Annotated in this window: 22 protein-coding genes; 9 read left to right on the top strand and 13 right to left on the bottom strand. The window is 56.3% G+C overall.

What is annotated here, in order from left to right:
- Nucleotides 1–19 precede the first annotated feature (19 nt).
- Nucleotides 20–1,708 (bottom strand): alpha/beta fold hydrolase, encoded by a 1,689-nt coding sequence (locus L53_RS05165; protein ID WP_034812772.1) that lies wholly within the window; start codon nucleotides 1,706–1,708, stop codon nucleotides 20–22.
- 155 nt (nucleotides 1,709–1,863) lie between these two features.
- Between L53_RS05165 and L53_RS05160 the strand changes: the two genes are divergently transcribed.
- Nucleotides 1,864–2,496 (top strand): TetR/AcrR family transcriptional regulator, encoded by a 633-nt coding sequence (locus L53_RS05160; RefSeq protein WP_051607616.1) that lies wholly within the window; start codon nucleotides 1,864–1,866, stop codon nucleotides 2,494–2,496.
- Between the two features lie 54 nt (nucleotides 2,497–2,550).
- On the opposite strand, the gene L53_RS16255 is transcribed toward L53_RS05160, so the two are convergent.
- Nucleotides 2,551–3,495 (bottom strand): phasin family protein, encoded by a 945-nt coding sequence (locus L53_RS16255; protein WP_051607615.1) that lies wholly within the window; start codon nucleotides 3,493–3,495, stop codon nucleotides 2,551–2,553.
- 143 nt (nucleotides 3,496–3,638) lie between these two features.
- Between L53_RS16255 and L53_RS05150 the strand changes: the two genes are divergently transcribed.
- Nucleotides 3,639–4,340 carry a dienelactone hydrolase family protein gene (locus tag L53_RS05150; RefSeq protein ID WP_034812770.1) on the top strand — a complete coding sequence of 234 codons (702 nt, stop codon included), beginning with the start codon at nucleotides 3,639–3,641 and terminating at the stop codon, nucleotides 4,338–4,340.
- Here the strand turns inward: L53_RS05150 and phoB are convergent.
- Genes phoB through pstC form a run of 5 tightly spaced genes read right to left on the bottom strand, consistent with a single transcriptional unit; the run spans nucleotide 4,337 to nucleotide 9,558 of the window.
- Complete coding sequence (gene phoB / locus L53_RS05145; protein WP_034812767.1) at nucleotides 4,337–5,023, bottom strand: phosphate regulon transcriptional regulator PhoB; 687 nt, start codon at nucleotides 5,021–5,023, stop codon at nucleotides 4,337–4,339. The two genes, L53_RS05150 and phoB, sit on opposite strands and share 4 nt — an antisense overlap.
- Before the next feature lie 26 nt (nucleotides 5,024–5,049).
- Nucleotides 5,050–5,742 (bottom strand): phosphate signaling complex protein PhoU, encoded by a 693-nt coding sequence (phoU, locus tag L53_RS05140; protein WP_034812765.1) that lies wholly within the window; start codon nucleotides 5,740–5,742, stop codon nucleotides 5,050–5,052.
- A gap of 9 nt (nucleotides 5,743–5,751) precedes the next feature.
- The gene (gene pstB / locus L53_RS05135; RefSeq protein WP_084333129.1) at nucleotides 5,752–6,582 is read right to left on the bottom strand and encodes a phosphate ABC transporter ATP-binding protein PstB; all 831 of its coding nucleotides are present in this window, start codon (nucleotides 6,580–6,582) and stop codon (nucleotides 5,752–5,754) included.
- The gene (gene pstA, locus L53_RS05130; protein WP_034812763.1) at nucleotides 6,582–8,150 is read right to left on the bottom strand and encodes a phosphate ABC transporter permease PstA; all 1,569 of its coding nucleotides are present in this window, start codon (nucleotides 8,148–8,150) and stop codon (nucleotides 6,582–6,584) included. Before pstA ends, pstB begins: the two co-directional genes overlap by 1 nt.
- The gene (gene pstC, locus L53_RS05125; RefSeq protein WP_034812760.1) at nucleotides 8,143–9,558 is read right to left on the bottom strand and encodes a phosphate ABC transporter permease subunit PstC; all 1,416 of its coding nucleotides are present in this window, start codon (nucleotides 9,556–9,558) and stop codon (nucleotides 8,143–8,145) included. Before pstC ends, pstA begins: the two co-directional genes overlap by 8 nt.
- A 129-nt stretch (nucleotides 9,559–9,687) precedes the next feature.
- On the opposite strand from pstC, the gene hslV reads away from it, so the two are divergent.
- Nucleotides 9,688–10,245 carry an ATP-dependent protease subunit HslV gene (gene hslV, locus L53_RS05120; protein ID WP_034812757.1) on the top strand — a complete coding sequence of 186 codons (558 nt, stop codon included), beginning with the start codon at nucleotides 9,688–9,690 and terminating at the stop codon, nucleotides 10,243–10,245.
- A 62-nt stretch (nucleotides 10,246–10,307) separates the two neighbouring features.
- Nucleotides 10,308–11,612 (top strand): ATP-dependent protease ATPase subunit HslU, encoded by a 1,305-nt coding sequence (gene hslU / locus L53_RS05115; protein WP_034812744.1) that lies wholly within the window; start codon nucleotides 10,308–10,310, stop codon nucleotides 11,610–11,612.
- Here the strand turns inward: hslU and L53_RS05110 are convergent.
- Complete coding sequence (locus tag L53_RS05110) at nucleotides 11,609–12,412, bottom strand: NUDIX hydrolase (RefSeq protein WP_034812741.1); 804 nt, start codon at nucleotides 12,410–12,412, stop codon at nucleotides 11,609–11,611. The two genes, hslU and L53_RS05110, sit on opposite strands and share 4 nt — an antisense overlap.
- Nucleotides 12,413–12,532: 120 nt before the next feature.
- Here L53_RS05110 and L53_RS05105 point away from each other — a divergent pair, with 120 nt between their 5' ends.
- Nucleotides 12,533–13,210 carry an EAL domain-containing protein gene (locus tag L53_RS05105; protein ID WP_034812738.1) on the top strand — a complete coding sequence of 226 codons (678 nt, stop codon included), beginning with the start codon at nucleotides 12,533–12,535 and terminating at the stop codon, nucleotides 13,208–13,210.
- Here the strand turns inward: L53_RS05105 and L53_RS05100 are convergent.
- The 5 genes from L53_RS05100 to L53_RS16250 all read right to left on the bottom strand — a co-directional run bounded on the left by L53_RS05100 (nucleotide 13,207) and on the right by L53_RS16250 (nucleotide 18,354).
- Nucleotides 13,207–14,367 carry a DUF2336 domain-containing protein gene (locus L53_RS05100; protein ID WP_034812736.1) on the bottom strand — a complete coding sequence of 387 codons (1,161 nt, stop codon included), beginning with the start codon at nucleotides 14,365–14,367 and terminating at the stop codon, nucleotides 13,207–13,209. The two genes, L53_RS05105 and L53_RS05100, sit on opposite strands and share 4 nt — an antisense overlap.
- Before the next feature lie 141 nt (nucleotides 14,368–14,508).
- Nucleotides 14,509–15,846, bottom strand: coding sequence for a trigger factor (gene tig / locus L53_RS05095; RefSeq protein ID WP_034812882.1), 1,338 nt, complete (start codon nucleotides 15,844–15,846; stop codon nucleotides 14,509–14,511).
- Nucleotides 15,847–16,183: 337 nt separating this feature from the next.
- Nucleotides 16,184–17,098, bottom strand: a complete 915-nt coding sequence (locus L53_RS05090; RefSeq protein WP_034812733.1) for a hypothetical protein — start codon at nucleotides 17,096–17,098, stop codon at nucleotides 16,184–16,186.
- Between the two features lie 12 nt (nucleotides 17,099–17,110).
- Nucleotides 17,111–17,965: a CsgG/HfaB family protein gene (locus L53_RS05085; protein ID WP_051607614.1), complete on the bottom strand. Its 855-nt coding sequence runs from the start codon at nucleotides 17,963–17,965 to the stop codon at nucleotides 17,111–17,113.
- Between the two features lie 2 nt (nucleotides 17,966–17,967).
- On the bottom strand, nucleotides 17,968–18,354 hold the full coding sequence (locus tag L53_RS16250; RefSeq protein ID WP_051607613.1) for a hypothetical protein: 387 nt from the start codon (nucleotides 18,352–18,354) through the stop codon (nucleotides 17,968–17,970).
- Between the two features lie 229 nt (nucleotides 18,355–18,583).
- Between L53_RS16250 and L53_RS05075 the strand changes: the two genes are divergently transcribed.
- The 4 genes from L53_RS05075 (at nucleotide 18,584) to L53_RS05060 (ending at nucleotide 22,275) form a co-directional block, all read left to right on the top strand.
- Nucleotides 18,584–19,135, top strand: a complete 552-nt coding sequence (locus tag L53_RS05075; protein WP_198019745.1) for a heme NO-binding domain-containing protein — start codon at nucleotides 18,584–18,586, stop codon at nucleotides 19,133–19,135.
- A gap of 2 nt (nucleotides 19,136–19,137) precedes the next feature.
- On the top strand, nucleotides 19,138–20,829 hold the full coding sequence (locus tag L53_RS05070) for an ATP-binding protein (protein WP_034812730.1): 1,692 nt from the start codon (nucleotides 19,138–19,140) through the stop codon (nucleotides 20,827–20,829).
- A 14-nt stretch (nucleotides 20,830–20,843) separates the two neighbouring features.
- Nucleotides 20,844–21,449 (top strand): response regulator transcription factor, encoded by a 606-nt coding sequence (locus tag L53_RS05065; RefSeq protein WP_034812872.1) that lies wholly within the window; start codon nucleotides 20,844–20,846, stop codon nucleotides 21,447–21,449.
- Between the two features lie 151 nt (nucleotides 21,450–21,600).
- Nucleotides 21,601–22,275, top strand: a complete 675-nt coding sequence (locus tag L53_RS05060; RefSeq protein WP_034812728.1) for a Crp/Fnr family transcriptional regulator — start codon at nucleotides 21,601–21,603, stop codon at nucleotides 22,273–22,275.
- Nucleotides 22,276–22,319: the final 44 nt, after the last annotated feature.

Here is a 22,319-nt window from a genome sequence, read left to right as displayed (position 1 = left end):
CTCCCGTGAGGTTTGCGGCCTATTCGTCAAACACGTATTGACCCGGCGCGTCATAGAGAGCCGGGAATGCCTCATTGCCGCAAGCCCGCGGCGCAGCTTTCAGTGTTCCCGAGCGCTCTTTCAGCCACTCGCCCCAGACAGGCCACCAGCTGCCAGCCTCTTCTGTTGCCTTTGCCGCCCAGTCATCGGCATCAGCGTCCAGGTCCGAGTTGCGAAGCATCTTGGCCTTCGGATTGCCCGGCGGGTTCAATAGAGACTGGATATGCCCACTAGAAGACAAGACGAATTCTATATTCTGTGATCCGAGGAGTTGGGTTGTGCGGTAACACGCCTTCCACGGGGTGATGTGATCGGTCAGGCCCCCAACCACAAAAGCGTCGGCTGTCACTTTCGTCAAATCAACTGCGTGGCCAGCCACTTCAAACTCGCCCGGGTGACTGAAAGGCTGGTTCAGCCCCATGTCGAGATAGTCCGAATGCAATTGAGCCGGCAAATTCGTGGAGTCGTTGTTCCAGAACAGAATGTCGAAGGGCGGCGGATCCTCGCCCATCAGATAGTTGTTCACCACATAGTTCCAGACAAGATCATTCGGACGCATCCAGGCGAACATGCGCGCCAGATCATCGCCTTTGAGGATGCCTTTGCGCCTGGAATACTTACGGGCCACCTCAAGGCTCTGATCAGAAACAATCTGTCCCATCTCGCTATCTTCCCGCTGGGGATCCAGGACACATACCATGAAGGTCAGCGAGTTGATCCGGTCGTCACCTGCTGCTGCAAGCAGACTTGCCAACGTCGCCGCCGTGATACCGCCTGAGCAGGCGCCGGCGATGTTTACTTTCCTGGATCGCGTGACCTTGCGGATAACTTCGCTCGCCTGGATCAAGCTGTCGATATAGGCGCTCATGCCCCAATGCGCGTGCTCTTTCTGAGGATTGCGCCAAGACACAACAAAGGTCTGCATTTGCTGCGCCATCAGAAACTGAACCATTGAGATCGCAGGGGACAGATCCATCGCATAGAACTTGTTGATCTGTGGAGGGACGATCAAAACCGGCGTGCGGTAAACCTTGTCGGTAACTGGCTCGTACTGGATCAGTTCCAGCATCTCATTTTTCCAGATCACCTTGCCGCGCGACATTGCGAGATTCTTGCCGACCTCGAAGGGCCGCTTGTCTACCTGGCTCGGCAAACCACCATTTTTTGTGATATCCGCATACGCATTCTTCAGCCCCTTAAGCAGGGACATGCCTCCTGACTCCACCACTTTCTTGCTGGCGGCCGGATTGCCGAGCAAAGTGTTTGTTGGTGCCATGGCATCGGTAATCATGCTGGTCAGGAACTTCGCCCGCGCATGCTCCAATTCTGTCATGCTGAGATTGGCCACCCAGTCATTCAGATGCTCCTGGGTCGACAGATAAGCCTGCATACCGCGCTTGTAGAAGGGGTTCTCAGACCAAGTCGAATCCTTGAAGCGGCGATCGCGAGGATCTGCCGCCCGATCGGACTTGCCCATCAAGATCTTCGCGCTGTCAGCTGCCATCCGGCTGGCAGCTTTCGCTGTAATGGCCGGATTTTTCATGGTCGAGCGCAGCATCATGGCTACTGCGCCGACCATCTCCTGCGGGTCGGAACCGGACAAGAACGGGTTCACGTCCTTGAATGCTCCAGTCGCCTTGTTTGCGTAGTCTTTCTTCGGGCGCGTCATGCCCCTCTCCCCTTGGGTCTGCCCAGTTATTTCCACCAAACGTGGCGACTGGATCTTTTATTGGGCCTCTTTCGCATTCGGAAAAAGGTTACATCAAAATTTCAAATAAAATTCGTTCCATAGTGAGAATTGCGTGTCAAACACCATATCAGGCCATGAAAACACGCGATCGCATACTTCACGTTAGCTTGCTTCTCTTCAATGAAGAAGGAGAAGCCCAGCAGACGGCTGTCGATATTTCGAATGCGCTCGATATCAGCCCTGGCAATCTCTATTACCATTTCAAGGGCAAGGACGCGATCATCCATGCCCTGTTTGACCGGTTCGAGGACGAGATGCGCATCATCCTGAGCGGGTCCCGTGGCCGGATTACCAGTCTGGAGGACAGCTGGGTCTACCTCTACATCATTCTCGAAGAAATTTACGACTTCCGGTTTTTTTATCGCGATCTTGGACTATTGCTCGATCGGTATCCTGACCTTGCCAAACGGTTCAGAACCATCCTGTCGCGGATGCGAACCGCGCTTGTGGATGTGCTGGATGAATTGACCGCGGGATCGGTGTTGCGGCTGGATCCGCGTCTGAGAGAAGTTCTGACAGATCAATTCATGACGACCCTGACCTTTTGGTTGGCGGAGGATCATTTGAATGCGGACAGCCATGATGGGCCAACCCTGATCCACAGGACTGTGCTTCAGGTCATGTGCCTGTTGCCACCCTATATGGGCGACCGGGGTGCGGAGACGCTGACAGATCTCTTCGAGCATTACGACACCGTCGTCGCATAAGAAAAGGGCGGTCCCTCACGGAACCGCCCTCACCTGTTTCATGATTGTGCCGGACTACTTCATCAGCACTTTGGCTTGTTTGACCCATTCATCGCGGGCAATACGGCCACGCGCCATTATCTTGGCGTCCAGGGCCTGAATGTCTGCCGCCTTGAGCGCGGCGATATCGGCAAAGCTCTTGATACCCGCCGCTTTCAGCTTGGCGGCCAGTGCAGGGCCGACCCCTGTCATGAGCGTGAAGTCATCCGCCTTGGTTGACGCGGCAGAGGCCGGTATTGCCTTTGCGGCAGGCTTGGCTTTCGCAGGTGTCTTCGGTTTAGCTGCTGCTGGCTTTGCGACGGCGTCCTGAACAGCTTTTGATGTGCGCTGGGCCGCCTTCTTGCTCGTCTTGACAAGATCCGCTCCGGACTCCGTTGCCACAGCTTCGATCTCTTCGGTCAGCCGCGTAATCCGCTGCTTCAGATCATTGCTGCGGTCTTTGGTTTTGGACCGAGCCTTGGAAACCGTTTCAGCAACTTCGTCTTCCAGTTTGTCGAGCTTGGCGGCGAGCTTGCCGCCTTTCTTGCCGAGGCCCTTTACGCCCAGCAAGTCGCGCATGCGTTCCATCCGAGCTTCGAACTCGTCACGCGCCTGGGTCTGGAATTCGCGGGCGACGCTGGCATATTTGGCGGCGTTCTTCGTAGCGTTCTGAACAACATCATTGTCCTGAACGCGTGCGCGGACGTCATGCTCAATCTCTTCGCCACGCTTGACGAGGTCTTCGAACAATTCGGTAGACTGCTTGTTGAACGTCTTCGTATTGGCGATTGCCTTGTCATAGGCTTTGCCATAGGCGCCGACGCCAGCGAGCCAGATCTTGTGTGCCATGTCAGCCGTGTTTGGCTCAGGCGCTTTGGAAGCCTTCTTTACCTTGGCTTGCTTCTTTGTGGATTTGGAGGCTTTTGCGCTCGCAGCCTTTGCCGGCTTCGCTTTCACCTTCTTCTCATTTTTCTTGGCCATGTGTGGCGCTCCTTTATCCGTATGTTTCGATGGAACAGGGCGTATCGAAAATTCCTAGAATCTTCATACTAATCGCCGCCCCCCTTGAAACAGAGGGCCGAATGCCCTGTATCTGACAGGCACACACCAAGGAGAGCAAAGACATGAGCGAAGTTGATTACACTGTCGATGGCAAGACCTATGAGGGCTACTTCCTACGCCCAAAGGGCAAGGATACAGCTCCAGTCGTCGTGATCGCCCATGCATGGGGCGGCCTGGGCGACAATGAGCGCGAGAAGGCCGAACGCATAGCAAGGCTTGGTTATGCCGCTTTCGCCATGGACGTCTATGGCAAGGGAAAGCGCGGCACGACGGTCGAAGAGAACCAAGCCCTCATGAATCCTCTTGTTGGCGACCGGGCCGAATTGCAGAAGCGCCTTGCAGGTGGTCTTGCCGCCGCAAAGCAACAAGTGGGTGTTGACCCGACGAAAGCCGCAGCCATAGGCTTCTGTTTTGGGGGCCTCGCCGTTCTGGACATGGCCCGCGCCAATCATGAGGTGCTGGGCGTTGCCTCGTTCCACGGTCTGTTCCGCCCAGCCGAAAATGTGCCCGCACCGAAGATCACCGCAAAAGTGATGATCGAGCATGGCTGGCATGATCCGATGGCCACTCCGGAAGACGTGATGGCCATTACAAAGGAACTGGACGGCTCAGGTGCCGATTGGCAATTACACGTACACGGTAATTCCATGCACTCCTTCACGACGCTTGGCGCAGATAACAAGGAAATGGGGACGGTCTACAATGCAGATGCGGACCGTCGCAGCTTTGAAAACCTGGAAAACTTCCTGACTGAACTTTTCTAGTCAGCTCGAAGTGCATACCCGGCGGAGCGGACGGTCCGGATCGGATCGTCCCCGCCTTCCTGCCGCAGTGCCTTGCGCAGGCGCCCGACATGCACGTCCACGGTCCGCGCCTCGACATAGACGTCCGATCCCCAGACCGTGTCGAGTAACTGCTCGCGTGAAAATACACGCCCCGGATGCTGCATGAAATAGTCCAGCAAGCGAAACTCGGTCGGCCCGAGATGGATATCCTGCCCATTCCGGGCGACCTTGTGCGCGACCCGGTCAATCTCGATATCCCCTACTGTAATTCGGTCATCCTTCAGGCCGGGCCGAATACGGCGCAACACGGCGCGAACACGCGCCATCAGCTCTGTCGTTGAAAAAGGCTTGGTGACGTAATCATCGGCGCCGGTATCGAGCCCCCGGATACGGTCGCTTTCTTCGCCCCGTGCGGTCAACATGATGATCGGCAAATTCGGATTGGCCCCGCCACTGCGAATCCGACGGCAGACTTCGATACCGCTGACCTTGGGAAGCATCCAGTCGAGCAACAGCAGATCCGGCGCGCGTTCCTCGATCATCAGCATCGCTTCTTCGCCATCGCTGGCTATCGCGACTTCATAATCCTCTTTCTTGAGATTGTAGAAAAGCAACTCCGAAACGGCGCTCTCATCTTCAGCGATAAGCACATAGGGCTTCATGACAGATCCTCTTGTCCTACGTCTTTTCAGACGCCCGTATTGGGGGCTTTCGGGCGCTCATGGGGCATGAGATATTCGCCAGTGATTTGAAAGTAAATGAATTCTGCGATGTTCGTGCAGTGGTCGCCGATGCGTTCAAGGTTTTTGGCCATGAACAACATATGCGCTCCAGCACCGATGGTGCGCGGATCCTCGATCATGTAAGTGATCATTTCCCGGAACAATGAATTATAGTGCTGGTCGATGTCGTCATCGCTTTCCCAGACCATTTTGGCGGTCTCGGCATTGCTGGTCGCATAAGCATCCAACACGGAATGCAACTGCAGTGACACCGGGCGTGCCATGCGCGCTACGCCGTGGCGCATCATGGACGGGACAGCATCATCCAGCATCAGGGTGCGTTTGCCGATATTCTTCGAAAGATCACCAATCCGCTCCAGCTCACCCGCCGTCTTCAGCGCCGCAAAGACCGACCGCAGATCATGGGCCATAGGCTGGCGGCGCGCGATCAAACTCACAATCTGGCGCTCCACTTCTTCTTCCAGCCGGTCGACACTGGGATCGCGGGAGATCACATCCTTTGCGAGTTCCTTGTCATTGCGGTCTACCGCCTGGCAGGAATCCAGGATCATCGTTTCCACAATGCCGCCCATACGCATGAGATCGGCAGCGATCTTGTCGAGCTCGTCTGTAAATGCTGAGACGATGTGATCTGCCATGCAGTCTCCCTATCCGAACCGGCCGGTGATGTAGTCTTCAGTGCGCCGCTCACGCGGGCTGGTGAATATTTGATCCGTGTCGCCCATCTCAACGAGGTGGCCAAGATGGAAGAAGGCCGTGCGTTGTGACACTCGCGCTGCCTGTTGCATGGAATGGGTCACAATTACAATGCAATAGCGCTTTCTGAGCTCGTCTATCAGTTCTTCGATCCGTGCCGTTGCAATCGGGTCCAGCGAAGAACACGGCTCATCCATCAAAATGACCTCAGGTCGCACGGCGATTGCGCGGGCAATACACAAGCGCTGCTGCTGGCCACCTGACAGGCTGGTGCCAGGCTGGGTAAGCCGGTCTTTGACTTCCTGCCACAGACCGGCGCGGCGAAGACTTTTCTCGACGATGGCATCGAGTTCCTGGCGATCATCGACGAGTCCATGAATGCGCGGGCCATAAGCGATATTGTCGTAAATGGATTTCGGAAACGGGTTAGGCTTCTGGAACACCATGCCGACACGCGACCGCAAAAGCACCGGGTCCACATCTGGCGAATTGATGTTCTCACCATCCATGAAGATGTCGCCTGTCACCTTCGCTCCATCAATCGTATCATTCATACGGTTCAGGCATCGCAGGAAGGTGGACTTGCCACACCCGGATGGGCCGATCAGCGCCGTAACCGAACGGTCGAAAACTGGCAGAGACACATCGAACACGGCCTGTTTGCCGCTGTAGAAGACGTTTACATCCTGACAATTGATGCGGGGATAAACCAGCGCCTGCGCCTGGTCAGCCCCCTCTCCGGTCAAAGCCGGGTCGTGATCTGTCTGGGCAGTGGTATCCATTACCATCTCCGCTCGAATTTGCGTCGCAACATAACGACGATGACATTCATTGTAACAAGAAGCGCCAGAAGGATCACGATAACCGCAGCCGTCATCGGCTCCCAGGCGCGCTCCGCATTCGACGCCCAGCTATAGATCAGCACCGGCAGCGCTGTTGCCTCGTCGGTCGTCGAGGACGGCACTTCCGCAACAAAGGCCACCATCCCAATCAGAAGCAATGGTGCTGTCTCCCCCAATGCGCGCGCCATTCCGAGGATTGCGCCGGTCAACATGCCCGGAAAGGCCAGCGGCAGCACATGGTGAAACACGGCCTGCATTCGCGACGCCCCAACAGCGAGCGCACCACTTCGGATCGACGGGGGCACAGCCCTGAGGGCTGCGCGGGCAGCGATGATCACAACCGGCAGGATCAACAGAGCCAGAACAAGCCCCCCCACCATGGGCGCCGATCGCGGCAGACCGAACGTGCCGAGCAACAAGGTTGCCCCCAACAGGCCAAAGACGATGGACGGCACCGCTGCCAGATTGTTGATGTTCACCTCAATCAGTTGAGTCAGCCGGTTCTTCGGCGCAAACTCCTCAAGGAATATGGCAGCAAAAATACCCATAGGTATGGCAACCATGCCGGTAACCAGCATCGTCAAAAGAGATCCGACAATTGCCGCCAGTGATCCTGCAAGTTCCGGATATGTGCTGTCGGTGCTGGTCAAAAGGCTCGTGTGGGGCACGCGCCGAATGATACCTTCCGATTTCAGCGCCAAGGCCCATGCGATCTGCAAATCAGAAATCGTTCGGTTGCTCTCGGGAACGGCCACGATCAGACCCTTCAACGGCTTGCCTTGAAAGTCTGCGAGATCGCCAGCCAGTATCTCGAACCCGGCGGTCTGGTCTTGCAAATCTGTCAGACGCGCCACTGCGCTGTCGGCGATCACCAATACCGACGGTGCGCCTTGCTGCGATCCGAGCGCTGTGAGCGAGGAAAGAACGGACTCCAAGGCCGGATGCCTCAGGACCATTTCATCCGTACCCTGCCCCGGGCTGATTTGTGCACCCTCTCCGAGCCGGAACGGTATGCTACGCGGCGACGACCGCTTCAGGAAAAGATCGACATCATCCGAAACCGGAATCTGGATCGAAACCGTTTGGTCTATCAGTGTAGGATTTTTCGCCACCCGACGCGCGAGCGGCAAAACCGCCAGCCGGTCAATCAAGGCGCTGAAGTCCTTCCGTACTGCGGGAGTGTCTTCCAAGTTTGCGAATTTCGCAAAAAGGTCATCTCGCACCAGCGTGTAGAAGCCTTCGATATTTCGAGTGATTTCTTCTGGCGAGGCATTGCCATCGGGTACAATGCGGCCCGCCTCAAGCACGATATCAGTCTTCACCACATGATAGGTGACTGCGCTGCTCGCCTTCCAGGCAATCGCGCAGATCAAGAAGACCAAAGAGAAAAGGGCAAAGCCAAGGGCCACGAGCCCATACACCCGGAATCGCGTGTCCGCAGCGCGGCGGCGGCGCAAGTGCTTCAAGGCTTTTTCAGACCTGAGCGGTGACTCCACGGGACTACTCATATTTCTCTCTGTATCGCTGAACGACCCGGAGTGCGATCAGGTTAAAGCCGAGCGTGACGACAAACAGGACAAGCCCCAGCGCAAAGGCAGACAGGGTCTTCGGACTGTCGAACTGCGTCTCGCCCGTCAGAAGCGCCACGATCTGGACCGTAATTGTCGTTAAATCCGTCGACGGATCGAAAGAAATGCGTGCCCGCTGACCTGCCGCCATAACAACAATCATGGTTTCGCCTATGGCTCGGGAAACGGCCAGCAGCATGGACGCGACAATACCCGGCAAGGCGGCCGGCAAGATGATCTGCTTGATCGTCTCCGACTTGGTTGCCCCCATAGCGAACGCAGCATCACGCAAAGTTTGCGGCACGGCATTGATCACGTCATCCGACAAGGATGACACAAATGGAATGACCATGACGCCCATGACCAATCCCGCCGCCAGGGCGCTTGTCGGTTGTGCTGCCAGCAAAGGTTCGGACGTGATGCCAATATTGATCAACAAGCTGTTGATCCCGAGTGCGGCCGCCCTCACGCCGGGCGCAATGACCAGAAGCGCAAAGAAACCATATACAACCGTCGGAATGCCGGCGAGCATCTCCAGCAACGGCTTCGTGTACCGCCGAACGCGCGGGGAGGCATATTCCGACAGGAATATGGCGGCGAACAACCCGATCGGGGCCGCCACCAGCATCGCGATCAATGCAATCATGAACGTGCCGAAGAAAAGTGGAAGTGCGCCAAATTCTGCGCTCGTTTGCGCGTTCCACCGCGTGCCAAACAGGAAGTCGGTTATCGGCACCTGAGCAAAAAAACGTACGCTCTCATAGAGAAGAGAAGCAACGATGCCGACTGTGGTGGCGATCGCGATGGCCGCGCACACGAACAGGAATGCTTCTGCCCCACGCTCCACTTTGAGCCGGGCCCGAAAAGCTGGAGCGACCTGGCGACGCGCATAGGCGATACCACCAATCGCAGCCAGAACCATCGCCCCCAGCGTGGCACCATTCAGACTGCCAGACAATTCGAGGTAGCGGTTCGTGACCGTCGCAAATATGCGGTCTGCGCCAGAATAGCCACCGGTCCGCGCCGCCGCCGAGACAGCCTCCAAATAGGACTGAAGCTCAGCCTTGGAAAACTGGCGGAAACCCTCCGGCAACTCGCTGTCCAGCCATCCGAAGATGGCCGCGCGTGAAAACAGGATATAGGCCGAGGCGATGAACAGTGTGGGCAGCAGACCCCACATTGCAACATAATAGCCGTGATAATTTCCACGTGAATGAAATTTGTGTCGGCCCGACACCAGATACCGCTCAGCGCGTATTCGCCCCACAGAAAATCCGGTCGTGACCACGAAGACTATCAGCGCGGTCAGCAACCATCCCATAGGTAGTTGGCCGAGCTGTTGCACCATTCAGGCGGTTCCCTTCCATCCGCGCCCGAATAGCCGGGCAAAGCTACACTTATATGACATATCTCTGTGGAAATTCATGTAACAGGTCCTCTCTTGAACAGACAGCACGGATCGGCCACATCATTTGCCATGACGCACGACACTGACAACTCCGCCATTTGGCATGGCACTACCATTCTCGCCGTCCGGAAGGGCCGAAAACTCGTCATGCTCAGCGATGGGCAGGTTTCGATGGGTCAGACCATCATGAAAGGCAACGCCCGCAAGGTCCGTCGAATCGCTGGCGGAGACATTCTCGCGGGATTCGCCGGCGCAACTGCGGACGCTTTCACCCTGTTTGAGAGGCTTGAGGCCAAATTGGAGCGTCATCCCGGCCAACTCCAACGCGCTGCCGTTGAACTTGCCAAGGATTGGCGTACCGAGAAATATCTTCAAAAACTCGAAGCCTTACTGATCGTAGCCGACAAGGAATCGACGCTCGTTATCACGGGCGCCGGTGACGTGTTGGAACCTGAGCACAATGTCGTTGCTGTCGGGTCTGGCGGGAATTACGCTCTGGCTGCGGCCCGCGGCCTTTACGATTACGAGGATGACTCAGAAGAGATTGGCCGCAAAGCAATGCAGATTGCTGCCGATATCTGCGTCTACACCAATAGCCATTTCACGCTGGAAACGCTGGACCTTTAGGTTCACGCATTTCGCGCCTTGTTCCACACTGGCCAAGCGCCAGACCCTGTTCGGAAGTCCTGATGAAAGACCTTACTCCCCGCGAAATTGTCGCAGAACTTGATCGCCACATCGTTGGGCAGACTGGCGCAAAGCGCGCGGTTGCCATAGCACTTCGCAATCGCTGGCGCCGGAAACAGGCGCCCGACTCGATCCGGTCCGAGATCACGCCGAAAAATATCCTGATGATCGGACCCACGGGGGTCGGCAAAACCGAAGTGTCTCGTCGTCTTGCCCGACTTGCCAATGCGCCCTTCCTGAAAGTTGAAGCCACAAAGTTCACGGAAGTCGGCTATGTCGGGCGCGATGTGGAACAGATCATCCGCGATCTTGTCGAGGCGTCCATTTCGATGATCCGCGAACAAAAACGCGAGGGCGTTGCGGCTCAGGCGCAAGACGCAGCCGAAGAACGTTTACTCGATGCGCTGGTCGGCGAAGAAGCCCAGTCCTCCACACGCGAAGTATTTCGCACCAAACTCCGCGCCGGAGAACTCGACGACAAGCCGGTCGATCTCGACATCGCGGAAACCAGCAGCCCTATGCAGATGATGGATATTCCGGGCCAAGGCGGCTCCATGGGCATGATCAATCTCTCCGACATGCTGGGCAAAGCCATGGGTGGGCGCACGAAACGTGTGCGAACGACGGTCAAGGAAGCCTACCAACCCTTGATCGACGAAGAAGCTGATCGGCTGCTGGACGAAGACGCGATTGTCCGGGAAGCCGTTCATGCGGTCGAAGAGGATGGGATCGTCTTCCTGGATGAGATTGACAAAGTTGCCGCCAAACAAGGCCGCGGCGGCGCTGATGTCAGCCGCGAAGGCGTTCAACGTGACCTCTTGCCCCTGATCGAGGGCACGACCGTCAGCACCAAGCGTGGCGCCATCAAGACCGACCATATACTCTTTATTGCTTCCGGCGCGTTTCACGTTTCGAAACCGTCTGACCTCCTGCCCGAACTGCAGGGGCGCCTCCCCATCCGCGTCGAACTCGACGCTCTGACACGGGATGATTTACGTCGTATTCTGGTAGAGCCCGAAGCCAGCCTGATCCGCCAGTATCAAGCCCTGATGGAAGCTGAAGGCGTCACACTGGAATTCGAAGACGCTGCCATCGACCGCCTTGCCGATCTTGCCGAGGCCGTGAACAGCAGCGTGGAAAATATCGGTGCACGTCGCCTACAAACAGTCCTGGAGCGCCTGCTGGACGAAATCAGCTTCGAGGCGCCCGACAAGTCAGGCGAGACCTTCACGATCACGCCCGACTATGTGAATGAGCGTGTCGAGAGCCTGGCTGGAGATGCCGACCTCTCGAAATTCATTCTCTAGACGTTTACGCGGGACAGCAGCTCAACGGTCTGGCCGTACCCCTCCACGTCTGGAATGATCAGACACGGCTCGCCTTCGGGTGTCTCTGACTGCTGCGGTTTGACGGTTATAACGGTTTCGCGGCCAAATCGCTCGACCGCATCGGCCACGGAACTGGCCGTAGCGAGCTTTTTCAGATTCATCCGGGTCGGGAAGATGATGATCGCCTCACCTGATTCTTCTGCGTCCAGTGCGGCCTGCGCCCCTATCCAGACAGAATCCGTTGTCTCGCGGCCGTCATGGGCAGCAATCTGATCTGGCGGCGCCGGTGCAACATAGAAGTGCGTATCAAAGCGTTTAGGCATCATGTCGGGCGTGATCCAGTGTCCGAAATAAACAAGACTATCGAGGGCAAGCACAAGATCATTGTCGCGGACAAGTTCAAGGAAGCTCTGCTCACCCCGATCCACAGCTGAACGAAAAGGGTCCAGTTTTTCCGCCATGTCCGGTCCGACAAGCGGCTGATTGGTTCCGCGCTGCCCCCGCGGGCGCGCCAGCAACAGGCCAGACTCCTCATACGCCTCGCGCACCGCTGCGATACGGGCATCCTGCTGCACCGGCCCGAAATCGCCATCAGTGTAAGGATCCCAATCCGCACTGGCATCTTCTGCATTCGCCTTGCCGCCCGGGAAGACGAGCGCCCCCGCCGCAAAGTCGATCTGATAGTGGCGTTTCACCATCAGCACTTCGGGGATGTTTGCTCCATCTCGAACGATGAGCACTGTGGCCGAGAGTCTTGGTGCGTCGGGCTGTGTTGTCATTGTTATGGTCCCGTATTTTTCTGTCAAATTTCCTCAAAATCCTAACGGATTTCTGCGCGTGATCTTCAATCCTCTCCCTTAGGGAAGGCAATAGGCACGGTCAGAAAGACGGGAAGAGTGATGCGGGAATTGCTTCAAACGAAAGTTGTCGCCCACAGTGGACAGAAGGTCCATCTCCGCTTCCAGCCTGTCATGCATGTGCTCGACGGTACCTCATTTGGTACGGTCTGCGAGATGTCCAAGCGGTATGAAGAGAAGGCCGCCTTCGGCCCGGCCGCTTCCCAGTCAGCAACAGGCCCAGCCAAATGGCTTGCTGATCGTCTTCTCGAAGTCGCCAGCGCGGCGCATACATTTGACAATCGGATGCGCCCAATCATTGTGCCGGCCCCGGCAGCAGCGCTTGGGGATGACAACACAGCTGTAGGCTGTGATGCCGCGATCCGCCGAACGACCCTCTGCCAACAAGAAATCAGTCTCGAATTCCAGGATTCTGTCTTCGCCGATGGGCGCACGGACGCGATCCACAGCGTGGCAAGTCTCCGCAAGCGCGGCTTTCGCGTATCAATCGATATGCGTAAATCGTGGCAGACCCAACTGCGCGATGGTCTTGGCCTGATGATCGATAGTATCCGAGTGGATGCCCGAGAACTGCAAATCAATGAAGAGCTGATGGATTTGTGCGAATCTGCCAGCGCCGCCGGTATTCTCGTCATTGCCGACAAGGCGAATTGGCGTGATGGAGCATTTTTCGACAGTCTGGGAGTCCAGGCGGGCGTCCGAATGCGCACCGACTGCTAGGCGACATCTACTGTTCCGCTGGCTTCGTCCATCGCCGCCATTTCCGAATAATAGTCCAGTTTCTCAAGCAGATAGTCGAGGTCTTCCTTCGGGATGGCCTGGAACTGGGTCAATACACGTTCGATCATGCGCGCGCGGAATCGGGCCCGATCATTTGGCCCACCGTCATGCGTTGTCTCATGGAAAACATTCACAGCGGCCCGGAACGCGGGCAGCATTTTCCGGGGCATACCGGCTCTATCGAATACAGCCTGTAGCCCCAACGGGCCCGCATCATGGATCATCAACCAAACGCGCTGGTGGCCCACACCAGACAATTCCGCCAGCGAATGCTCAACGAACGGCATCTGGCCACAGCAGAGCGCCCGCATGATCAGTGAATGGGTCAACCGCCCATTCAGGTGCAGTTGCGAGACGAAACGCGGCAAATCATAAGTTCGCCCCGCCTGCTCTACCAGATCAATCGTTGCCCGCTCACGCGATGCCGAGGCGAGATCGATCGCCATTTGTGCCGGAAGCTCGTGGCGATTGACCAGCAGGTCAAACAACTGGCCAGAAACCAGCGAAACCATCTTTTCGGCGATATGGGTGGGAATGTATTCGCGACTGATAAAGCCCTTTTGCACATCCTCATCAGACCCAAACCGGCGGATCGAGTTTTCATAAGCGGCGTCCGTAAACTCCGCCCCCTCATTTGCGGACAACATCCGCACGGCCTCAACCGTTCCATGCTCGGAAATCACGTCTGTCAGTGTCGTCGACAGGGTTTCACGATTGGCAATTGCGGCCTGCTTCGCCGCGGTGACGGACAGGACAAGTTCAATCAGATCCTCTTCGGTAAACACCGGCGAGTCCTGCAGTACGGGAATGGCTACAGCCTCGATATCCTGCGCCAGCTTCAAGGCGATTTCTCGTGGCAAAATCGGAGAGTTTCGTAGCGTGACAGACAAGGTGCGCCGCACCAGGTCCGCTGCATCATCCGCGAGTATTCCCATGATTTCCTGTGCATATTCGCGCTCGGAATCACTCAGCACATCCAGAGCGATCCGGCGACACAACCGATGGGCAACCGATGCCCGATCTTCGGGTGTTTCACCCTTGATCAGTCTGTGGATGTCCTGTTCGTTCAGTTGTGGGCGAATACTCTGGACGCTCATCTTCTGATGCCTCTTGTTTTCGATTCGATACAAACTCGCGGTATGCGGTTAACATCCAGTTTACCTATTGGGGTTCGCCGCATGAAAAAAGCCGGCCCCTGCGGACCGGCTTTCGTCTGAATTCGTCTACTGGTGTGAAGACTACTCGTCTTCTTCCTTGAACAGGTCTTCGCGGGACACCGTTTCCTCGGTGATTTCAGCGACTTCCAGAATATGGTCGACGACCTTGTCTTCGTAGATCGGTGCGCGCAGCTGGGCCATTGCGCCCGGATTGTTGCGGAAGAATTCCACAACCTGCGTTTCCTGACCTGGATACTGGCGTGCTTCGCGGACCAGAGCCTGGTTCACTTCCTGCTCGGAAATGCGAACATCCGCCACGCGGCCGATCTCGGCGAGGACCAGACCGAGGCGCACGCGACGCTCTGCGATCTTGCGATACTCTTCCTTGAGTTCGTCTTCGGACTTGTCCTTGTCTTCGTCAGCCGTGCGGCCTGCATCCATTTCCGACTGCAGCTGCTGCCAGATCTGATTGAACTCCTGCTCCACCATGTTCGGCGGCAGGTCGAAGCTGTGAGCCTCATCCAGCTGGTCAAGCAGGTTACGCTTGGCTTTGGCGCGGGACGCACCGTCATGCTCTGCTTTCAACTGGTCTTTCACCAGACCTGTAAGCTGCTCCAAGCTCTCAAGACCGAGACCTTTGGCAAACTCGTCATCGAGTTCAGCCGTTTTCGGCGCACGAACTTCGTGCACTTTCACTTCGAAGACAGCTTCCTTGCCGGCAAGGTCAGCGGCGCCGTACTCTTCCGGAAACGTTACGGTCACGTCTTTTTCGTCACCCGCCTTCACGCCGACCAGTTGGTCTTCAAAGCCCGGGATGAACTGGCCGGAACCAATGACCAGTGTCTGCTGCTCAGCGCTACCGCCTTCAAAGGCTTCGCCATCGATCTTGCCCACGAAATCCATGACGACTGCGTCGCCTTCCTTGGCTTTCGCCGTCTTGGCGCGCGGTTCATACTGTGTGTTCTGTTCGGCGATACGGCCAAGCGCTTCGTCGATCTGTTCCTGAGCGACGTCCGCGACGGGGCGCGTGATGGTTAGCTTGGTCACATCGGCCGGCTCGAATTCCGGCATCACGTCGACATTCATGTTGTAGGACAGATCGGCCTGGCCCTTGACCACAGCTTCCATGTCGCCATCGATCTGGACGTCTGGCTGGCCAGCCGGGCGCAGCTCATTGTCTTCAAGCGCCTTCTGGTTGGTCTCGGTGACCAGCTTGTTGATCAGCTCGCCCATCAGGTCCTGGCCGTACAGCTTGCGGACATGGGATGCGGGCACCTTGCCCGGACGGAAGCCCTTAAGCTTCATTTGCGGCCGGATTTCTTCAATCCGCTCGTCGAGTTTGGCCTGCAGTTCCGAGGCCGGCACTTTAACGGCGAACGTGCGGCTAAGACCTTCTGCCTTGGTCTGGGTAACTTCCATCGGTTCAATCATCCGTAATCTTGGGTCACGGGCGCAAGAAATGCGCGCGGGCGCCCTGTGAATCCTGTCTGAAGGGGCGGCTTATGTCATAGCCGAAAGCCCCTGTCCACGCTGGACTATGCGCGGATAGCAGCACTTTCAACCATGCAAATACGAGAAAGCGCAAATGGAGGGTTTTCCATGCAAGCCAAGACCGCCAAACCGTAGTCTTCACCGAAGAAAAAAGGCCCGCCGCAAAAGCGGACGGGCCCGGAGACCGGTGAGTGAACCGGCCAAAAATGAGGGCACCGAACGATCATTCGGGGGACTGACGGCCGCCCGGCGCCCTCTTCCGCAGCTACTGAACCGAAATGTTCACCGTGTTGCCGATGGACGCTGCGGTAGCAGCAGCCTCGGCACCATGGGACACCTGGGCAGCAAGTGCAGAAATCTGATGGCCAGAATTCGCCTGTCTGACGCGAGTCAGGGCGTTGCCCACGACATCCGAGTTGAGGCTGGTGAGCGATGCGGAATTGCCGATCGCAGCTGCGGTGGCTGTTCCGTCAGCGAAGCCAACCAAACGACCATTCAACTCGGCGACCATCGTACCGGAATTGTACTGTTGAGCAGTCATACTGCCGCTTCCCGGGATCTCAACGGATAGCGAGTTGCCGATCGATGCCGCCGTTGCGGTGGCTTCAGTTATATCACTGATCGTCGCATTCATCTGAGTGGTCATGTATCCGCTGTTCGATTGCGTAGAGCGGCTTGCGAGTGTGCTGGCTTCTGACGTGACCGATGCAGTATTGCCGATGGCAGCTGCCGTCGCTGTTGCGATACCGGAATTCTCGATGTTCACATTGGCATTGGCATAGGCTGCACCTGAATTGCCTTGGTTGACCGATGAGACGGCGTCGGCAACCGAGTCGATCGAATAGGAATTGCCGATTGTCGCAGCCGTGCCGGTGACTTCACCCATCGCACCGCCGAGGAGGTTGAGGGTGGCACTCTGATTGCCGCTGTTGACCTGACGCGTTGCGTAGTCAATTGCGTTGGCGGCGGCATCGGACACGTCACCAAGAGCTGAATCGCCCAGCACGTCCAAATCGGCATCAACCACACTGTCGCCACCAATGTCGACAGAGGCATCGACGACGTCTCCAATGCCGAGATCGACATCGACTGGACCTCTGCCATTATTGTTGCCGCGGTCGGCGACCGCCTGTCCGCACAGTATGAGGGCAGAAGCGAAGTAAAGAGCAGACCGTTTCATGAATATTCTCCTTTAATGATTAGTCTGTTGAAAGGCAGGCACGTCCGACATGACGAACTCTGCTTGAGCGCAGGCTTGCGCGGACGGACCGGCGATGCCTGAGACGAGATCGAAAACGGCGCTTTCGACGATCGTTCGGATTGCGGTGTGCACAGGCTCCTGAGCGCGCTCGCCCATGCCGATGTCGATGGTTGTGTCCCCAATGAATTCGAACACACCCGCGCGGATTTCGCGCCCGCGAATTATTTTCCGTTGGCTGACCAGATTCACCACGCTCAAATCAGTGGCGTTGACCAGACGAAGGTCCAGAGCGACGGTCATTGCATAGTGGCGCTTACCACCAACAACCGGCCCTATACGTGCTTCGCGAACATTGCTGTGCACGTTGAAATTCAGTTCCGTGATACCGCCGAGCAGGATGTAGTCGCTGCCGACAATAGAACCTGTGAATACTTTACGGTAGTCCTCGGTTGGCTCGCCCGCTTCACTGATCAGGCGATTGTTTGCAAATTCAAGCTCCTGCTCGGCAACGGCGGTATCAAGGCGCTCGGCGAGTGGGAAACCAGCCTGGCTAACTGCCGACATCACCATCAGAGAGGCGCCCTGCGTGGCCACTGCGCCTTCGAATGTCGAAAATCTTCCGGTCATGTCGCGTATGTCGCCCACGGCGATCCGTGGCTTTTCCGCTGGTGTGCTCCACTTCATGCAAGTGAGCTGGCCCGAATAGGCAGTGGAGCTGTTTTCCACAATTGCGCCGGTCGACAGATAGTCCGGATTGGAGACGATCCCTTCCATCGACGTGCAAGCCGTCGAGATGACCAGACCTGCGCCGATCAGAAACGTGCGAAATGCTTTGCGACAGGTCATGATCAGTCACCCCCACTCGTTGGAAGATGGGCAACGATTGCGGACTGGTTTCCCAAATTGATTTGGGAGGCATCCACCATCACGGTGTTGTTGTTTCCTTCAATCTCCACACTGATCATGTTGCCGATTGCGGTTGCGCTGCCGCCAGTCGTCGTACCTGACCATGACGGCATCATCGCACGCGTGCTCCCGAATGAACCGGTGGCGGCTGAGGATCCTGATCCCCCTCCGGCGATGATGATCCGATTGGCCTGGGCATCGCGGCTGAAGCCAAGCGGCGCATCTGACCATCCACCGGCTTCCATGCTTATCTGGGCGGAAGCCGGGATAGCAGAGACCAGCGATGCAGAGATCACAATTGATTGCAGTGTCAGTTTCAAGTTCGTCATTTCGTATCCCCGAATGAGTACTAAGCTCGAGGACACAATCGGCCTTTATTGTAGTGCGGTATATTCTCCGGAAGGACGGTCTTGCAGCGCAAAGGGCGGGGCCGACCTGACCTTTTGGTCAGGTAGTTCGCTCAATCGATCACTGGTATTCAATCAAAAGGCATAAAAGCCTTGGCGCGATCGGGCCGAGGTCTGTTGCTTCGCTGAATTTTGGATGAACTGGAGCCAAATGATGAAGGGAGTTGTGTTCAGACAGTTTCTGGAATTCGCAGAAAAGGAGTTCGGCGAAGCCACAATCGACGAATTGCTACGCACGACCGATTTGGAATCGGACGGAATATATACGAATGTCGGATATTACGACCATGTCGAAATGCTGAAACTGGTTACCGCGCTCTCAGATCAGACAGGCCGGTCAGCGCGACAATTACTGGTTGGTTTTGGACGCAGCCTGTTCCCCGCGCTAATTGCGGGACACCCTCAAGAGGGTATTGATCATGCCTTCGACTTGATCGAACGCATTCATGGCGTCATCCACCGAGATGTGCGTAAACTCTATCCCGATGCTGAAGTGCCGGATATCCAGCCCCGATCTCGTGATCGAGACCGCGAAATGCGCATCACATACGCCTCAGGACGACCGATGGCCGATTTATGTGAAGGCATGATCATGGCAGCCCTTGATCACTATAATAAACTCGAAGATTTTGAGATTGTACGAACCGATAGTAAACATCGGTACCTCTATAATGCGGAATTTCACGTGTTCCGCAGGGATTGAACTTGAACGAAAGCGAAGAAAATCTGGCAAGACTGCAGCGGAAGCTCGACAGAGAGTCTGCTGCACGCGCGGCTGCGGAAAACCTGCTGGAAGTTCGATCCGCTGAACTTTATGAAATCACCGAACAGCTCCGCGAAGAAGCCCTTCAGGTCAAACATCTGTCAACCGCGATTGATGTGTCTGCCGACGGTGTCGCCATCACCAACAAGGATGGCATATTCACCTACATGAATCCGACCCATGCCAGCATGTTCGGGTATGCCTATGCCAGTGAGTGTATCGGACAGCCCTGGACGATTCTGTACGCCAAGGACACGTTGCACCGATTTGAGCGCGACATTTTTCCTCTCTTCCAGCAAAACGGATATTGGCGGGGCGAAGTTGTCGGCATTGCCAATGATGGCTCGAAAGTCCATCAGGATCTGTCGCTGACGGCGATCGCGGATGGAGGCATTCTCTGCTCCACTCGCGATGTGGGCATAATTCGGCGCCGCGAGGCCCAGCGAGAACAATTGCACGAAATGCTACTCGACGCTGAACGCCGCGATGCCCTCGGCCGAATGGCAAAATCGGTCGGGCACGACTTTGCAAACATTCTGGCCATCATAAACGCCTCCGCGCAATTATTGACTGACGACGGACAGGCCGACATCTCCGAATTGTTGATAGAGCGCATTCTGCAATCCTGTAATCAGGCCAATGATCTGGTCGAAGACCTGATGCATTTCGATACCGAACCAGAGCAAAAAGTCTGTTCCCTGAACGATCTCGTGCGGGATGTCAGCGAACTCAACAGCAACCAGTTCTTGGCAACGCAGGGCTTCGAAACTCTGGCGACCACAAGCAAGCTTATCTGCGAAACCGATCCAACCCTGTTTTCCCGAATGGTCTTCAATCTTGTCAAGAATGCGCGCGAGGCCATCAACGAGAATGGGAGTGTCTACCTCTCTCTGGAGCAGATTGATGAAGACATTACGGTAGAACCGGACTTCCACCCATCCGCAATTTGCAACCGCGGAGACTGCCACTCATTCCCGGCTGCGCGCCTGATCGTGCGCGACGATGGAGTCGGCATGTCTCAAAAAGCTCTTGATACAGCTTTTTTGCCATTTCAGTCGACCAAAGGTACCGGTCGCGGACTTGGCCTTGTCACCGTCGATGCCCTGCTACAGGGGCAGACCGGTCGGATGCGCGCTTACAGTCGACCGGGCGAAGGTACGATGGTCGTAATCGATTTGCCTTTGCTGGATGCTTGCGCCTCCAGAACATCTTCCAATTCCATCATCGACACCGATACGCCAATTTCAAGCGCTCAAGGCGCGATGGTAATTGACGACGATCAGTTTCAGGTAGACCTTGTCGTGGCCTTGTTGAGAGAATTCGGTTGGGATGCTGTGGGCTTTACCAATCCGGTTGCCGCGCTTGGCGTCTTCAAAGTCGCACCCTGGGCCTTCGAGTTGATTGTAACGGACCGGCGCATGCCACAAATGAGCGGTGATGAACTGGTTCTCGAATTGCTGAATGTCCGGGCGGACATTCCCGTCGTAATGAGTTCCGGCGCTCTCGCTTCCCCTTTGCCAGCCGGTCTGGCCGCGACGATTGCCAAACCACTGTCTCGTGAGAAATTATGGGCCACCCTGCACAAGATTGGCAAAACCGCGCCGGCACACCCACCATTGTCAGCGAACGATTGAATCGGATTTACAGCATGCACCTTCTAATTGCCGATGATCACGATCTCGTACTGGACGCCGTCCGCTCACTGCTGGAGCACGAATTGCCCGATGCGAAGATTACCATCATGCGCGATGGCGATGTCGTTCGGACCGCTCTTCAGAATGGCGATCGCTATGATCTCGCTTTGCTGGACCTGCGGATGCCGGGCATCACGGGTGTTCAGGACGTCAAAGAACTTATTGCCATGTTTTCCGATCAGCCGATTGCGATCCTGTCAGGTGTCGCAGGTCAAATGGAGATAACCGCCCTGTTGGAAAGTGGCGCCCGGGGCTTTATTCCCAAGACGATGCCGGGCGATGGCCTGGTCGCCGCGGTCCGGCTTATTCTGGCTGGACAGGTTTTCAGTCCCACACAGACTGAAAAGGGCCAAGGAGCGGATGGCTCAAGTCTTACACCACGTGAACGAGAAGTTCTGTTCTGCCTGCAGCGAGGAGAGTCCAATAAGCAGATCGCCCGCTTGCTCGACATTCAGGAAACGACGGTAAAACTACACTTGCGGTCCTTGGCCTTGAAACTGGAAGCACGCAATCGGACCGAAGTGGTCGTCAAGGCCATCCAATCCGGCCTGATCGCTTAAATTGCCATTTCACCGGCATATCATTCAACCAGCCGCGCACACCAGCCGGCCCTCTTATCATCCCCATTTTCCAATATGCGTATTCTTCCGGAGTGTCCGCGCCGCCGCTTTGCATCATTCTTACTTGATGGATGATTGCTAGGAGAATGGCATGGCACGGTTTGCAGCAGTTCATGAAGCGCATGCGACCTTGGCTAGCACACGGCAGGTCTACCCCGCCCGGGCTCACCTTTTCCATCAAGGCGACATTGAGCGGGGTATCCACAAGATCGTATCGGGCACCGTAACGGTCTACCGGGTCACGGCGGACGGGCATCGTCAGATCGAAGCATTTTCGGGCCCGGGTGACTACGTTTCCCTGTGTTTGTGCACCACCAGCCCGACAAGTGCAGAAGCGCTGAGCCGCGTGGAAACAAACTATGTGAGCCGTGAAGCTTTTGAGCGACGCCTTCTGCAAGAAGCGCAATTTCGTCAGACGGTGTTCCACGAGATAGACAAGGCTTCCGCAGACGCGCGCCGTCAGGCCACGTTGCTGGCTTGTCGCTGTGCGAAGGAGCGAGTGGCAGATTTCGTACTTTTCCTGGACTCACATTTCGCGCCCGAAGCTGACGGCTACACACCTATTCGCATGAGCCGATGTGATATGGCCGATCATCTGGGGCTGACACTTGAAACGGTTAGCCGCATGCTCAACCAGTTCAAGCAAGATGGCGTCATCGACATGCCTCGGGCTGATCGCTTTAGCCTTAAGAATCGCCAGTATCTCAAACGACTGGCTGGTCAGAATGATGAAGCTGACCGCAGACATCGCAGGATGGCCCTGTAAGTCAGCCACTCTCCATTGCCGATCAATCCTCGAACGATGAATGC

The organism is Hyphomonas sp. L-53-1-40 (assembly GCF_000682775.1).
Classification (GTDB): domain Bacteria; phylum Pseudomonadota; class Alphaproteobacteria; order Caulobacterales; family Hyphomonadaceae; genus Hyphomonas.
This window is presented reverse-complemented; position numbering and strand designations above follow the sequence as displayed.